Here is a 13,367-nt window from a genome sequence, read left to right as displayed (position 1 = left end):
ACGGGTTGGCGATTGATGATACCTACACAAGCAAAGAAACAGGCTGAAACGGCCCAGGAACTGGACGCGATGCTCAACAGTCATCGCGCTTGGGCCTATCGCTTGAACAAGGTCTTGATTTGTGGCCTTCAGCCGTCTGAGGAAATGGTGGCGCAAGACGCTCATCTGCATTGCACCCTTGGAAACTGGCTGGAAACGCGCGCCAGGGAACTCGACCTTGAGGACGAAACCTACGTAGATCTGGTCATGCGTCATAAGAATGTCCATGATCTGGCGCGCGCGATCGTAAAGATGGACCAGCTGGGTCAAAAAATCGATGAAGCGGTCTACGACAGCTTTCTTGAGGCTTCTGAGGAATTTATCGGATTAATTGAGGCAACCTACGACGACCTCGTCGCATCCATTACCGCACTGGATCCATTGACCGGAGCCGAAAATCGGACCTTGATGTTCGCTCGCCTGGAAGAGCGGCTTTCTCTGGCCAGGGAACGCAATCATCCTGCCTGGGTTATCATGGTCGACCTCGATCACTTCAAGTCTGTCAATGATATGCACGGTCATGAACTTGGTGACACGGTCCTGAAGGAGTTTGCGGCAGCCGTGAGAGACAACATCCGCACAGATGATCTGTTCTTCAGGTACGGGGGGGAAGAGTTTCTTTTGTGCATTAGCAACGCCGACTACACGACTGTCTCAAGGGTAGCAGAACGTCTGCGGAGCGCCGTGGAACGGATAAGATTTGATGCACCCAACGGCACGAGATTTTCGATAACTGCATCCTTCGGCGTCGCACCGCTCAACCCGGAAGAACAGGTCAGCAAATCGGTCAACGCCGCAGATGCCGCCATGTATGATGCCAAACATGCCGGCCGCAACAAGGTCTGCTTTGACCCGCAAGTCGCGGCCGGTTGAGATATCCTAACCAGTCGGCATGGCGGCACCCAACAGCCTCGTTCGAATATCAACGTGGAACAACAAACTCGTTCCTTGCACACGTAGCTCAATGATTTCAGGAACGGGTCGCTTGAGAGCCTTGTGACCACCGCCAACGACGCTGATTACACCCGACTTGAACAGATCGAGGATGTCTTTTCTCGACAATCCCAACCCCTTCGCAAGGACCTGATCCAATCTTGCACGACAGCCCGAAGGATTTTGGACCGTCAACTTGATTTCCTCGCCGTCGACCGGTTGTCGGGACGGCAGAGTGGTTTCGATCAATAACTGCGGCCCACCGTCAGAACCCGTTGGCAGTGCTGAATGGCTGCTCTGCCGCACCACCTCTTCTGCAATCCCAGCATCATTTTCCTGAAGAGCAACAAGTTGCTCCTTCGTTATTGAGCTCACCGGTCTTCGCTCGAACACTGTACGGTTCCAGCGCTTCTCGCATTGCATGCACTTGTAAATCAGCCAAGCATCAAGCCGATTGCCATTTGCGTTCAGTCTGAACTTGCCTGTTGAGGTAAATGGCCTGACGACACCACACCGCCCGCACGGGCGATTTGTAACAGGGGTTTGTGTACTTCTGATGGTCCATACGACGTTGAAATAAGACGACATTCTGCTGGTCTTCCTTGTCGGGGAAGCTCGCCAACAGACGGTCGGGACAGTCCCGTGGTTGAAGCCACGGGCCTTCGATGAGGCTAATAAATCTGGAATTAGTGCAGCGTATCGGAAGTGTCAGATACGGTCTGGCCAAGCCACACCGGTCCCGATCCGCCACATGACGAACAAGTCAAAACTGCTCTTTTAAAAGCAAAGCGGAATCGAAGACCGGTCAGAGCGTAGGCAAAACAATCGTCCTGATTGAAAAGGATCTCATCGTGTAACGAAACACGAAAGTCAGGACAAGTGCAGATTTGCAACGGTCGCCAACGCTTAACCAGGTGCTGCGACCGGCATGCTCATGCGTTTCGCGCCTGGAGAGCCAGGGCGACCAATGTAGAGCGGACGTCGTCAGGTCTGCTCAACGGCTCCGCTAACCAAAGCCGTTCAGTTCTGTCGCCGGACACAAGATCAATCCCTTCAGGATCAAGGCAGGCAAGCTTCCAATTGGCACTTTCACCGCCACACAGGACTTCCGCATAAAGCTTAACTGCATCCCGGTGATCTTCATTCATGTGCGACACAGCACCAGCTTCCATCTCCGACCAACGCTCCGGATCATCGACATGTGCAAGAAGATCTTCTTGCTGTAGTTCAAAAGCCTTTCCAAAGCCTCCGTTGAGGCTGGCCCGGCTCGGTTCCAATCGGAAAAAAGCAAAGTCGCCAAAATCGACATAAAGCTCCGCCTTGGGATGGCGAGCCAGGTACCGGCGCCTTATGCTCTCATGAGTACTACTCCTTCGCTCTATCGGAACCGCGTTACAGAACAACGATACTCTGGGATGAGCGAGCGGATCACCTTTTCCTGGCTCTCCAACCAGCAAAGAGCAGGACGGATTGCTGAGAATTGCGGAAGTGTGACCAGACAGCAAACTGGTCAAGATGACCGGTGTTCCGTCGAGATCGGTTGCGACGGCCACCCTGCTCGCCAATGGGTGCCCGGTGCCAGCTTCGATCGCAGCCAAAGCACCGAATCTCGCGCATCGCATCAGGTTTTTCGCCATCCGCCGAGCCTGATCATCGGTTGGGCGGATCAAGGAATTGGGTTGGTTTGTGCCTTCACCTTTGGTTTTCATGACGACCTCCTGAACATTTTGCTATCGGCTGGTGCGAACTGCCGCCTTGACCGGGGTCAACCCCACAACAGAATTCTGAACCTAAGATGAACGGACATCTCAGAACCGGTTCAGCCCTCCTGTGCCATTGTCTCTCCATCAGCTACGCCGCCACGGAAACTCGGCGCGGGCCAATGGAGAGACAACAATGAACACCTTGAGCAAACGCCTCCTCGCTGCCGCCCTTTCAGGGGTCCTTATCCTGCCGACAATCGCAACCGCAGAAGCGGGTTCCAGGCACGGTTGGAAGGACCACCGCGGCGGTCACCACTATCATCACGGCAAGCATTACAAGCACAAGCGACACAAAAACAACAACAATGCCGGTGCTGCAGTAGCTGCGGGAATCATCGGACTTGCTGCCGGAGCCATCTTGCTCGGCGCGACAAGTCAGCCAAGCTATGCCGGACCACCCGCGACCTACTATCCGCCAGCACCAGCCTATCCGCCTGCCCCCTATCCCGGCCAGGTTCATGGAGCCGTGGGCTATCAGCCTTGGAGCCCCGCCTGGTACCAGTACTGTTCCTCCAAGTACCGGTCCTTCAATCCCTCCACCGGCACTTACACCACCTATAGCGGCGTGCAGCGGTTCTGCCAGTAGCTGCGACCCAGCACCAGAAGACCGCGACAAACCCCACACACTTGCGGCAACGGGCAACAGGCCAGCCGAACTGGTCACCTGCCCGCTGCCGATTTCATTTGCAACATACTCCGCGACGTGTCTGGCAAACCGCACGATCAAGTGTCGCTTCCCAACAGTTCACTGACAGATCAGATATGTGCACTTCTTTCCATGGCACCCGACATCTAGATGAATATGGGACTTGTGGTTCGGATCCGCGTCTGGCCCCAGAACAGTCGTGAAACGTTTGCAAGCGGATTTGTGAATGGCCTTCAGAAATTTTCCCTTGGGAGTATCGGTTCCCCAGTCCTTTTCGATCGAAACTACGGTTCCATCAGTCATCTGAAATTCCGAGAAGTCTATGGCCTTGCCCAGCGCATGCTCGGACAGCTTGCCATCAGGCTTGTTGTTTCGCCTGCGGCATTGATAACCAGGGCCACTTCCCAGGCGTCTTACGTCCACACCCAGGCGTTTCTTTGCTTCTGGCAGAACATCTTTGACAAGCCAGCCCGTCAGAATCTCAGCGAATTCGCAGCTCACTGTCACCGGAACTCGAAAAGTTGCTTTGCTTTTTCTGTGGTTCACCCCGGAAACAACAATCGGATCACCTATGCCACATGCGGCGTCGCCATCTGCAGTTCCATCTACTGATGGCATTTGTTGGAAAATCAAACCCGCAATTTCGCAATTGGTTCGGCCGACATTGTCGGCTATCTCATCGAATGCCGGGGAAACGGCAGTTGCTGGCTTTACAGGTGGTACATCGATCCCTTCGAGAAACACCGGTCCGTCGGTCGATTGCAGCGGCTTCGCAGATGGGACCGGCTCTGAAGAAACAGAAGATGGCGTTAGTAATAAGCTGCCCGATAGCACACACAACAAAAAGGCAGCTTTTAGCATCCGCTTCCCCAGACTCGATCACACTTTCAAGTCTGCGGATAATTGAATATTCGCCGCTCCACGTCTATGGTTTCGCATTCTCATTTCGGACAGTCCAATGACACTTGAACTTTATTCCGCATATGTGGTGGCCACATTGATTGTGCTGGCTATTCCCGGGCCAACGATAATGCTCGTTGTGAGCTATGCATTGACTCAGGGACGAAAGTCCGCCGTTGCAAGTGTCATGGGTGTGGGATTGGGAGACGCAACGGCAGCCACCGTTTCTCTTTTGGGACTTGGGGCAATTCTCGGTGCGTCCGCTACAGCCTTTGCGGTCCTCAAATGGGTGGGCGCTGCTTACCTTGTCTGGTTGGGAATCAAGATGTGGCGCAGCCGACCAACGGCTCTTGGCATGCATCAGGTCGCGGCGGTGCCTGCGCATAAGATTTTTTGGCATGCCTACGTCGTCACATCTCTCAATCCAAAAGGTATCGTATTCTTCATGGCCTTTTTGCCTCATTTCATCGCACCGCAATCCGCCGTCGCACCTCAGCTCGTCCTCCTTGGGTCGACCTTCGTGGTACTCGGCATAATGAATGCAGCCTTCTATGCACTTGCTGCCGCGGCGATCGGGCAAAAGCTGAGAAGTCCGTCACTGCTAAGACTGGTGAACAAAGTTGGAGGCGGTTTTCTCATCTCCGCCGCAACCATGACAGCTACATTGCAGCGATCGACCGCTTAAGCCGCGATTGAAGGCACTACCGGCTCGCGGCAAACGGAATGTTCTTCTTGGGCGGCGCTTCGTCCTGCGCGGCCTCGTCTTCGGCAGTTTTCAACCCGAAAGTCGCGCCAGACTTTTTCAATGTTTCAAGTGACCTTCGCGCGCCCTCTTCACTCAGCGCTGAATACCGTTGGATGGCGGCGTTGAGTTCCAGACCTCCCAGACGAAGACGTCGCGCACGCATCGTAAGAATGTCCTTATAGGCATCGGCTGTCACTCCGTTTGCCTTGCAAAGAATGATCAATGGCTTGTCACCCGTGCTGAACAGAAGCTGTGAAACAGCAGCGGAAGGCAGACCGCTCAGTTTTGCAAGCAACATCCCGAGTTCAGCGGTTCGATCGGCACGCGCAAACATGGTGACTGCACCGTCTATCTTGGCCTTCTTGTTGATGACATCCTTGATAAGCGCGTTGGTTTCCTCGCGCGCCTCTTCCAACTTCTGAGCTCTTGCGGTGACTTCGGTCGCCGCGCGTTCGGCCAACAGTTGAACAAGCGTATTGTCCGCGCCCAGCGCGCCAACCCTGGCCTTCAACTCTTCTGTCAAAAACGGGACAAGATTGCTGGCAGCCTTTTCCGGAAGGTCGGATCTTTTGATCAATGCGGCCTGAATAGCTTCATCAGAGCGCGCCTTTTCAACGAGCTTCAGAAACGATGCCTCTTCAAACTCCGCTCCCTTATTGCCGGCGACCTTGGTCAGAACCATCGAGTCACCACGATCGACAAGGACAGTCGTAACGGCTTTGTCGACGGTCTTTCTGCCTGCAATCGCACCAAGATGTGCCATGGAGGCAGTCGAAGCAATTTCAACAAGGTCCTGTGAAGTCAGTGCCTGTGAATGTTCCAGAACCGGTCCGGCCACGGATATCTTGTCTTTGGCCAGCTTGACCATCAGCTCTCGCGGAGCATCATCTTCGTGGCAAACCCGCTTGGCCAGAACCATCCGGGTTTCTTCTTCAAGCTGCCCAAGAACCTTCAGAACGATATCGCCGAAAAGCAAACTGATCTGTTCATCCCGATCATCACCAGCGCCGACGAATAGATCCGTAAGCGTCTTGATCAGGCCCTTCCGGCCCGATGGACTGGAATCCCTTGCCAGGTCAGCTAGCTTTGCAAGATTAAACATTCACTCTCCGACGCGCAGATCGCGTTTGTGTGTAGGGTACCAAACGTCTCTTAACATTACGCTACTGATGCAATTGAGAGATCGCTCAAATTTCAGGCAATTTCCGTCAAATTCGGCAAGGAAACCCCGATTAGGTCAGCAAATGAGGGTATCGATTTTTTTTATGCCCTCATTGGCGATTTTCACACCCCCAGAAGAATAAGAACGAGCTTCTTTCTCTATCAATACCTTACTTAATTTTTCGCCAACGCTCTCAACCACTGGACGTAATGCCACATTGCATTGCAGCACATTTTTTGCTTCGCTTCCTGGAATCCGTGTCTTAGTATCCAGCGGTCAAACAGAGGTAATCGGGAGCGGACAGATGACTATTGTACGGAACCTGAATGTGATTGCCTTCCTCGCAGCCTTTGCATTTTTGGCTGCAATTGTGGTTGGCGTTATCTGACCAACCTCAAATTTGTGAATGTTTGGAGACCGCTGGTAGGAAAGCGGATTTCTGAACGGATATTTGCTTTTAGAAATGACCACTTTGAAAGCCCGCCGCACCAGAAGGTGTCGGCCGGCGGTGGTCTGTATTGCGTGTCATCACAAGCCGTCTGTCGGAAGGCTCAAACGTACAGGAATTGATTTTCCGGTCTGATCAACAGCGAAATTTGCAAAGCAATTCACGATTGCACATGGCAGATGACCAGACAGGTCTCGGCGGAGGCATTCGCAATTCGCAATGGAAGCCGTCAATCTGGTTGAACAGTCGTCACCATCACAATTACCTTAGGATCTTGCTGATCGAATTCTGATTTACAGCTGGAATTTCCCGCCAACACCAGGAAGGTGGAAGCTGTCCGCTATTACCGAAAGTCGGGATCGCTAACAAGTGGAGTGCAAGCTTGGACGAAACCGCTGAATTTGACGAACAATTCAATCTCCGGAAAAGACACCCCATTGCTCGACTTCACCTGCTCAAGAACGTGATTCAAAGTCACCTCGTCCAGCATGTCCAAAAGTGCCTTCTCGACGTTAGTTACGGTGACAGTTCAGGGCAGAAGTTAGATATTTTTCCCGCAAAGAAAGCCGGCTCGCCCGTGTTTGTCTTTGTTCATGGAGGTTACTTTCGCGCACTCGACAAGCGCCAGTACCGCTACATCGCACAGCCGTTGGCAAAGCTTGGATACACCGTGGTTCTTGTCAATTACGATCTTGCTCCACAAGTGACAGTCTCTGAAATTGTCCAGCAGGTAGTAAAATCATTCGAATGGGTCGAAGCCAACATTCACCGGTGGAACGGCGATACCGACAGACTTACACTCTGCGGTCACTCGGTAGGTGCGTTTCTCGTCACAAAAATTTTGGAGACCGCCTGTCCAAAAGAAAGCGGCGTGGAAAATGCCATATTGCTGAGCGGCCTATACGATCTGGGTCCGATGAAGCGATCCTTCCTCAATCAAGACCTCCATCTGCGAGATGCTGACGTGTCCATGTTGAACGCACGAACGGAAGCCTTGAAGACGCAGGTCAACCTCCTTGTTGCGGTAGGCGGTAACGAAACCGAGCAATTTGTCTCGCAATCGCGGAAGTTCAGCCAGGATCTCGAAAACGCCGGAATTCACAATGACTTGTGGATACTGCAAGGACTCAATCATTACACCATGTCGAGACTGCTATCCAATCGACGAAGCCCCGTTTTTGAGTGGCTGATCCGAAAATAGCCAGCATCGGTGCCGGACCTCAATCCGGCACCGCTCGGTTTCATTGCTCAGGCAGCAAGCTCCAATGTCTGGGCCAGGGCAGCTTCGCGGTTCGACGGGTCCATCATCAACTGATCTGCTGCAACGATCGAGACATCTTTGATCCCGATAAATCCAAGTACATGTTTGAGATAGTTCGCGGCATAGTCGATTTCCGAACCAACCTTGGTCCCACCGGAGGCGACAATAACATAAGCCTTCTTTCCCTCTAGCAGACCTACAGGGCCTGCCTCGGTGTAACGGAAGGTTTCGCGCGTGCGGGCAACCAGGTCAATCCAGGCTTTCAGGGTTGCTGGTACCGAGAAATTGTAGATCGGAGTTCCGATCACGATCGCATCCGCAGCCTTGAGTTCCCTGACGAGCATATCTGAAAGAGCGAGCTTTTCTTTCTGCGGTTCACTACGCTCTTCGGGATCCGTAAAGTTCGCACCAACCCACTCTTCATCCAAAAACGGAAGCCCCTGGGAAACGTCCCGCTTCAAGACCTTTGAACCGGCAACCTTATCTGCCAGTTTGGAAACAAGGGCATCAGTCAACTCTCGTGTTACCGAACCGGACTTTCGTGCCGAGGCATCAATATGCAAGATCGTCTTTGCAAGGTTGCTCATGGGGTGCTCCATCTATCTGCCGACCTTTTTTGGCCATCAATGTTCATGAAATTTCAGATAATATGGAGCTTTCGCACTAACTAGATCTTATTTAGTGAACAGTGTGTTGAGGAGAACTTCCGTTTGGTGCGCTCTCAATCCAAAATACTAACCACTCAAAACGTCTCATAATGGATTTGCGTCTCAGGCACTCCAAGGTCCTCAAGATCTGCTTTCAGCTCTGCCATGAACGCTGCGGGACCACAAACGAAATAATGAGCGTCGGGGCGATCCACGAGTTGCGAAACAAGTTTGGCTGAAACTCGACCTTCCTCATCAAAATCCTGCCCTTGAATATCCGACGCAAGCGGTCGGCTATACATCGTTCTTAAATCAATGTTCGGTTTCATTTCCGCGAGTTTTCTAATCTCTTCACGAAAGGGATGATGATCTCCATCCCGAGCTCCGTGAACATACCAGACCGCTCGGTCCCCTTGCTCGCGAGACACTTTGTGCAAAATGCTCAACATTGGAGTTACTCCGATACCAGCACTAACAAGCACAAGAGGGCATTTGGCACATGTCATTATGAAATCGCCTGAAGGCTTTCGACTTTCGACAATTGAACCGACCTGCAGTCCGTCGTGCAGGAAATTGGAAGCAAGACCGCCCCTTTCGCGTTTTACAGAAATTCTGTACCGCTTATCTAAAGGAGAACCGGACAAGGAGTAAGTTCGATCAACCTTGCCGATTTGCCCCGGAATGCTCAGTTCAATCGGCAGATGCTGACCTGCTTCGAAGACTGGTAAGTCACCACCATCTCTTGCTTCAAAGAGTAGCGACATGACATCGGCGCTTTCCTGCCTTTTCTCGATCAAGCGAAGAGAACGCGCAGAGGCGGCATCTTCTTGCCAACGAAGCTCCAACGCGGATGCAAGCTCGACAGTTTCTTCAATTTCGAGCGTAACGAGTTGTCGGGCACCGGGGACCTGACTGACGGCAGCAGAGTTCCAGTCAATCGTCGCCTTGCCGGTGAGTTGCAACATGCTGCCGGTTGAGAAGTCCAGAAACAGAAAACCAGCCCTTGGATCAAGCGACAAATTCCCCAGCGTGTTGTAGTGATTATTTCCAGCGTAATCCGGAAACCTGATCCGGCGATCGTCAAGAACTTCGACAAATCCACGCTCTCCGCCGCGATGAGAAACATCCATGCCATAGGCAGGGGCGTCCCCTTCTCCACGATATCCGCTGGCAATAAAGAATGTATCTGCCAACTCAATCCAGTCTTTCTGGAAAGTCGTTAAAGCATGTCCCCTAAACACCCTGATGGCCGGTTTTGTTGCATTCCTCCAATACTTTCGTTCACGAATGTACTGCGGACAGTTGCCGAAGGACTGATCAACGGAGAAAGAGATTGAGTTTTCGGACATGTTCTCAACCCGCCCGTTTACGCGGTTCCGCCGGCGTGTTGCCAACTCTATTCCCAGAATGCCGACGTCAGCCTGTTCGACAAACGCAGTTTCGAGCGCATCTCCCTTCACGGGCACGCTTCCAATTGTCAGCCTGTCGGGTTCTGGCGATGTAACGAAACCATCATTGCCCTCGAGCACCGTTGCCCAGGGTCGACCTTTCTCGTCTCGAGCGGACACGATCAGGAAAGGTTGCGTTTCATAGAACTCACGGTGCTGAACCGGCATGTAACTGCGGATGACCTTGCGAGCCCATGTCTCGATTTCCTCGGCGCCCATTCTTTCTTGGACCTGGCGCTCGCCTTCATGAAATGGCGACAGTTCGTCGTCTGCAGTACGGAAAACAGTCTCAAGCATCAGAAAACCCTCGTCGTCCAGAACGACACCCGCCGAATTGCCGCCAGTACCATCGCGCACAATTGACGATCTTGACGTTCACTCGTCGCAGGTTTGCTGCCACAGTAACAGTCATCTCGCTCTCCAAGTGTGTTTGAAGACCCGGTTCCTGGACAGCCGTAGAGGTGCCTCGGCACCTCTTTCGGCGACGATCGAAGCAGCAATCGTTCGAGTTTCAGAAACATATGCTTCGAAGAAGCAATCAGGCAGCGAGTCCGACCGCCGTCGCCTGCATGGGCACGAATCCCTGCAGGGCCTCGATGCGCTCAAGCAATCCACGGATATTGGGATACGCTTCAAGCGACACATTTCCTTCCGGGGCATGCGCGGTGTAACTGTAAATTGCGACGTCAGCGACAGACGGTCGGTTTCCAACCAGCCACGCTCGTCCCTTCAAATGTGCTTCAAGCCGTTCAAAGGCCTGCTCTGCAACTGCCTTGGCCCGATCTGCGTCAAGCTGAGCGCCAAAGACGGTAATGAGACGCGCAGCAGCTGGTCCGTTTGCGATTTCGCCCGCGGCAAGGGAAAGAAACTTCTGGACTTCGGCCTCTGCTACCGGATCCGCCGGCAGCCAATCGGGCGCATATTTGCGTGCCAGATAGACGAGGATGGCATTCGAGTCTGCGATAGTGGCTTCACCGTCCTGAACAACAGGAACTTTTCCGGCCGGATTGAGCGTCAGGAAAGGAGATTGCTTGTGTTCGCCTGCCAGGAGATCCACATCAACAAGTTCATAATTTACACCGGCCAGGCTCGCAAACAACTCAACACGATGGCAGTGACCGGACAAGGGATGACGGTGAATAAGAATGGCATTGGACATTGCAGTTTCCTTTAATCTGAAGCGCTTGCGAAATCCGGACGCGATGTCTCCGGCTCACTCACTGCAATATGCACACTCCTAATTTGGTTATAATAACCCAATCCATTCAATTATTATGTACAATACATGGATAGTTAATTTGATCTGCAATTGAAAGGAAGCACTTGGACAAGTTCGAAACGATGCGAGCATTCATTGCTGTTGCACGGGAAAGCTCGTTCACGGGTGCTGGCCGCAGACTCGGGATTTCAACGAAGCTCGTCAGCAAATATGTGCAGCAACTTGAAAACCAATTGCAGACGCAACTCTTCAACCGCACCACACGCAGTGTTTCCCTGACTGATGTCGGAGCTGCCTATCTCGAACGGTGTCGGCCTATTGTAGAGCAAGTCGATGAGCTGGAGGCACTCGTTCGCGAGCGTCAGGGTGCCTTGGCAGGACCGATCAAGATCACCGCTCCCACCGGTTTCGGAAGCACGCGTCTGACACAGGCTCTGATCCCTTTTTTGCGCCAGAACCGCGAAGTTGAGATCGACATGAAACTAACAGACAACAGGGTTGCCATCGTTGAAGAAGGCTTCGACCTGGCAATACGAATTGGAGCTCTTCGGGATTCAACGTTGATCGCCCGGAAGCTCTCCGACATGCCTCTGATTCTTTGCGCTTCGCCGGATTACCTGGATCGTCATGGCCGTCCACAGAATCCAAGGGCGCTTACTACACACATCTGTCTTGTTGACAACAACCAGCGGGAAATCAACGTCTGGCGCTTCAAGTCAGGGAACCAGGAACACGTTGTCAGACTTAACGGTGCCATTCAAACCAACTCGCCGGGAGCACTTGCTCAAATGGCAATCGGAGGTTTGGGAATCACACGTTCCCCCCTCTACGCGGTGGAAGAGGCGTTGAAATCCGGTCTGCTGGAGCATGTGCTTCCCGACTGCAAGACCGACGTTTTTGGTCTTTACGCGCTGTATCCACCAAACAGACATTTAACGCGCCGCGTTCGCGCGCTCATCGATTTTCTCGCGAGCGAAATGGGACAACAAGCTTAAGGTTCCATGCAGGTTGGAACACCTCACAAGAGACTATTCCGAAACTTTCACAATGAGGTGTTGCACACCGACTGACTGGCCTAAGCCCTTTGCCCGACATATCGTCCGGCGCCGTCGGGCATGGCGAGGCGCGCGTGGTCGTTTGCGAAGGCGGCAAGTCTGTCGGCAACCTCCTGGCCCGGCAGCGAGCTGGAGCGGGTCGTCAGGTCCACATGCAGCAGCAGCGTCTCGACCGTGGCCGCCACCTGCCCCCCGGCACCTTTCAGGAAGTGGAAGAGCTGCATCTTCTTGCCTTCCCCCTTCAGCACCTGCGTCGTGATCGTCAACCGCTCGCCCGCATGCAGCTCGTCCAGATACCGGATGTGGTTCTCGACCGTGAAGTAGCTCCTGCCGGAGGCAACATAGTCGCCATCCGCGCCGATCAGCTCCATGAACCGGTCCGTCGCCGCCGCCGCCGCCTCCAGATAGTGGGCCTCGTTCATGTGGCCATTGTAGTCCGTCCAGCTTTGCGGAACCTGCCGGTCCCCCGTCACCGGAAGCTCCGGGTCGGCTTCAACGCTCAGACCGGCCTCATGCCGGTTGATCACCCCGCCGGCTCCACTGCCGCTCTTCTTCAGCGCCCGCATCATCCCGACCAGATTGTCGTCGCGCAGCCGCTCCAGCTCCCGGATCGACAGGTGACCGGACTGGGCATCCGACTGCCCGGCAATCAGGTCCACCAGCTCCCCGGTGAACTCCGGCACATCCATCAACTTGGTCCAGGGCCATTCCAGGGCCGGGCCGAACTGGGCCATGAAGTGCTTCATGCCCGCTTCACCGCCCGCGATCCGGTAGGTCTCGAACAGGCCCATCTGCGCCCACCGGATGCCGAAGGCCATGCGGATCGCCTCGTCGATCTCTTCCGTCGTGGCAACACCGTCCTTGACCAGCCACAGGCTCTCCCGCCAGACGGCCTCCAGCAGACGGTCGGCGATATGCGCATCGATCTCCTTGCGCAGGGTCAGCGGGAACATGCCGATGTCGCGCAGGATCTGCGAGGCCTTCCCGGTATCAGCCGCATCGCCGACCAGCTCGACCAGCGGCAGCAGATAGACCGGGTTGAACGGATGGGCGACGATCGCCCGTGCGCCCTGGCTGTTGAGTTCCGACGGCTTGAAGCCG

General features: G+C 53.8%; 14 protein-coding genes. 6 read left to right on the top strand and 8 right to left on the bottom strand.

Annotated elements, in window-relative coordinates; all coding sequences use genetic code 11:
- Positions 1-15 precede the first annotated feature (15 nt).
- A complete protein-coding gene (locus tag ABLQ08_RS17060) occupies positions 16-912 on the top strand; it encodes a diguanylate cyclase (RefSeq protein WP_352944465.1) in 897 nt (298 codons plus the stop codon).
- Positions 913-918: 6 nt separating this feature from the next.
- Here the strand turns inward: ABLQ08_RS17060 and ABLQ08_RS17055 are convergent, their stop codons facing one another.
- Both ABLQ08_RS17055 and ABLQ08_RS17050 read right to left on the bottom strand, forming a co-directional pair.
- Positions 919-1,560 carry a DUF1062 domain-containing protein gene (locus ABLQ08_RS17055; RefSeq protein WP_352944463.1) on the bottom strand — a complete coding sequence of 214 codons (642 nt, stop codon included), beginning with the start codon at positions 1,558-1,560 and terminating at the stop codon, positions 919-921.
- A 344-nt stretch (positions 1,561-1,904) separates the two neighbouring features.
- Positions 1,905-2,681: a HugZ family protein gene (locus ABLQ08_RS17050; protein ID WP_352944461.1), complete on the bottom strand. Its 777-nt coding sequence runs from the start codon at positions 2,679-2,681 to the stop codon at positions 1,905-1,907.
- Between the two features lie 187 nt (positions 2,682-2,868).
- On the opposite strand from ABLQ08_RS17050, the gene ABLQ08_RS17045 reads away from it, so the two are divergent.
- The gene (locus tag ABLQ08_RS17045) at positions 2,869-3,321 is read left to right on the top strand and encodes a BA14K family protein (RefSeq protein ID WP_352944459.1); all 453 of its coding nucleotides are present in this window, start codon (positions 2,869-2,871) and stop codon (positions 3,319-3,321) included.
- Positions 3,322-3,480: 159 nt separating this feature from the next.
- Here ABLQ08_RS17045 and ABLQ08_RS17040 read toward each other — a convergent pair whose 3' ends face one another.
- Positions 3,481-4,242, bottom strand: a complete 762-nt coding sequence (locus tag ABLQ08_RS17040; RefSeq protein ID WP_352944457.1) for an extensin family protein — start codon at positions 4,240-4,242, stop codon at positions 3,481-3,483.
- A gap of 97 nt (positions 4,243-4,339) precedes the next feature.
- Between ABLQ08_RS17040 and ABLQ08_RS17035 the strand changes: the two genes are divergently transcribed.
- Positions 4,340-4,966: a LysE family translocator gene (locus tag ABLQ08_RS17035; protein ID WP_352944455.1), complete on the top strand. Its 627-nt coding sequence runs from the start codon at positions 4,340-4,342 to the stop codon at positions 4,964-4,966.
- A 16-nt stretch (positions 4,967-4,982) separates the two neighbouring features.
- Here the strand turns inward: ABLQ08_RS17035 and ABLQ08_RS17030 are convergent, their stop codons facing one another.
- Positions 4,983-6,128 carry a DUF2336 domain-containing protein gene (locus ABLQ08_RS17030; RefSeq protein WP_352944454.1) on the bottom strand — a complete coding sequence of 382 codons (1,146 nt, stop codon included), beginning with the start codon at positions 6,126-6,128 and terminating at the stop codon, positions 4,983-4,985.
- Positions 6,129-7,018: 890 nt separating this feature from the next.
- Here ABLQ08_RS17030 and ABLQ08_RS17025 point away from each other — a divergent pair.
- Positions 7,019-7,837: an alpha/beta hydrolase gene (locus tag ABLQ08_RS17025; RefSeq protein WP_352944453.1), complete on the top strand. Its 819-nt coding sequence runs from the start codon at positions 7,019-7,021 to the stop codon at positions 7,835-7,837.
- A 47-nt stretch (positions 7,838-7,884) separates the two neighbouring features.
- Here the strand turns inward: ABLQ08_RS17025 and ABLQ08_RS17020 are convergent, their stop codons facing one another.
- Both ABLQ08_RS17020 and ABLQ08_RS17015 read right to left on the bottom strand, forming a co-directional pair.
- Positions 7,885-8,484 carry an FMN-dependent NADH-azoreductase gene (locus ABLQ08_RS17020; RefSeq protein ID WP_352944451.1) on the bottom strand — a complete coding sequence of 200 codons (600 nt, stop codon included), beginning with the start codon at positions 8,482-8,484 and terminating at the stop codon, positions 7,885-7,887.
- A 155-nt stretch (positions 8,485-8,639) separates the two neighbouring features.
- Positions 8,640-10,160, bottom strand: coding sequence for a pyridoxamine 5'-phosphate oxidase family protein (locus tag ABLQ08_RS17015; RefSeq protein ID WP_352945574.1), 1,521 nt, complete (start codon positions 10,158-10,160; stop codon positions 8,640-8,642).
- On the opposite strand from ABLQ08_RS17015, the gene ABLQ08_RS17010 reads away from it, so the two are divergent.
- Complete coding sequence (locus ABLQ08_RS17010) at positions 10,125-10,355, top strand: hypothetical protein (protein ID WP_352945609.1); 231 nt, start codon at positions 10,125-10,127, stop codon at positions 10,353-10,355. The two genes, ABLQ08_RS17015 and ABLQ08_RS17010, sit on opposite strands and share 36 nt — an antisense overlap.
- Before the next feature lie 175 nt (positions 10,356-10,530).
- Here the strand turns inward: ABLQ08_RS17010 and ABLQ08_RS17005 are convergent, their stop codons facing one another.
- Positions 10,531-11,151, bottom strand: coding sequence for a glutathione S-transferase family protein (locus tag ABLQ08_RS17005; protein WP_352944449.1), 621 nt, complete (start codon positions 11,149-11,151; stop codon positions 10,531-10,533).
- Between the two features lie 182 nt (positions 11,152-11,333).
- Here ABLQ08_RS17005 and ABLQ08_RS17000 point away from each other — a divergent pair, with 182 nt between their 5' ends.
- The gene (locus ABLQ08_RS17000) at positions 11,334-12,206 is read left to right on the top strand and encodes a LysR family transcriptional regulator (RefSeq protein ID WP_352944447.1); all 873 of its coding nucleotides are present in this window, start codon (positions 11,334-11,336) and stop codon (positions 12,204-12,206) included.
- 80 nt (positions 12,207-12,286) lie between these two features.
- Here ABLQ08_RS17000 and ABLQ08_RS16995 read toward each other — a convergent pair.
- Positions 12,287-13,367 (bottom strand): thioesterase family protein (locus tag ABLQ08_RS16995; protein WP_352944445.1); only part of this gene is annotated, 1,081 nt, incomplete at its 5' end.

The sequence above is a fragment of the Roseibium sp. SCP14 genome (assembly GCF_040329475.1).
Taxonomy (GTDB): domain Bacteria; phylum Pseudomonadota; class Alphaproteobacteria; order Rhizobiales; family Stappiaceae; genus Roseibium.
Note: the sequence above shows the minus strand (reverse complement) of the source record. Positions and strands in the feature narration are given on the sequence as shown.

Excerpts from the sequence above, each read along its gene's own strand:
- ABLQ08_RS17060 (WP_352944465.1), top strand. The coding sequence starts at position 16 with ATGATACCTACACAAGCAAAGAAACAGGCTGAAACGGCCCAGGAACTG.
- ABLQ08_RS17055 (WP_352944463.1), bottom strand. The coding sequence starts at position 1,560 with ATGTCGTCTTATTTCAACGTCGTATGGACCATCAGAAGTACACAAACC.
- ABLQ08_RS17050 (WP_352944461.1), bottom strand. The coding sequence starts at position 2,681 with ATGAAAACCAAAGGTGAAGGCACAAACCAACCCAATTCCTTGATCCGC.
- ABLQ08_RS17045 (WP_352944459.1), top strand. The coding sequence starts at position 2,869 with ATGAACACCTTGAGCAAACGCCTCCTCGCTGCCGCCCTTTCAGGGGTC.
- ABLQ08_RS17040 (WP_352944457.1), bottom strand. The coding sequence starts at position 4,242 with ATGCTAAAAGCTGCCTTTTTGTTGTGTGTGCTATCGGGCAGCTTATTA.
- ABLQ08_RS17035 (WP_352944455.1), top strand. The coding sequence starts at position 4,340 with ATGACACTTGAACTTTATTCCGCATATGTGGTGGCCACATTGATTGTG.
- ABLQ08_RS17030 (WP_352944454.1), bottom strand. The coding sequence starts at position 6,128 with ATGTTTAATCTTGCAAAGCTAGCTGACCTGGCAAGGGATTCCAGTCCA.
- ABLQ08_RS17020 (WP_352944451.1), bottom strand. The coding sequence starts at position 8,484 with ATGAGCAACCTTGCAAAGACGATCTTGCATATTGATGCCTCGGCACGA.
- ABLQ08_RS17015 (WP_352945574.1), bottom strand. The coding sequence starts at position 10,160 with ATGCCGGTTCAGCACCGTGAGTTCTATGAAACGCAACCTTTCCTGATC.
- ABLQ08_RS17005 (WP_352944449.1), bottom strand. The coding sequence starts at position 11,151 with ATGTCCAATGCCATTCTTATTCACCGTCATCCCTTGTCCGGTCACTGC.
- ABLQ08_RS17000 (WP_352944447.1), top strand. The coding sequence starts at position 11,334 with ATGCGAGCATTCATTGCTGTTGCACGGGAAAGCTCGTTCACGGGTGCT.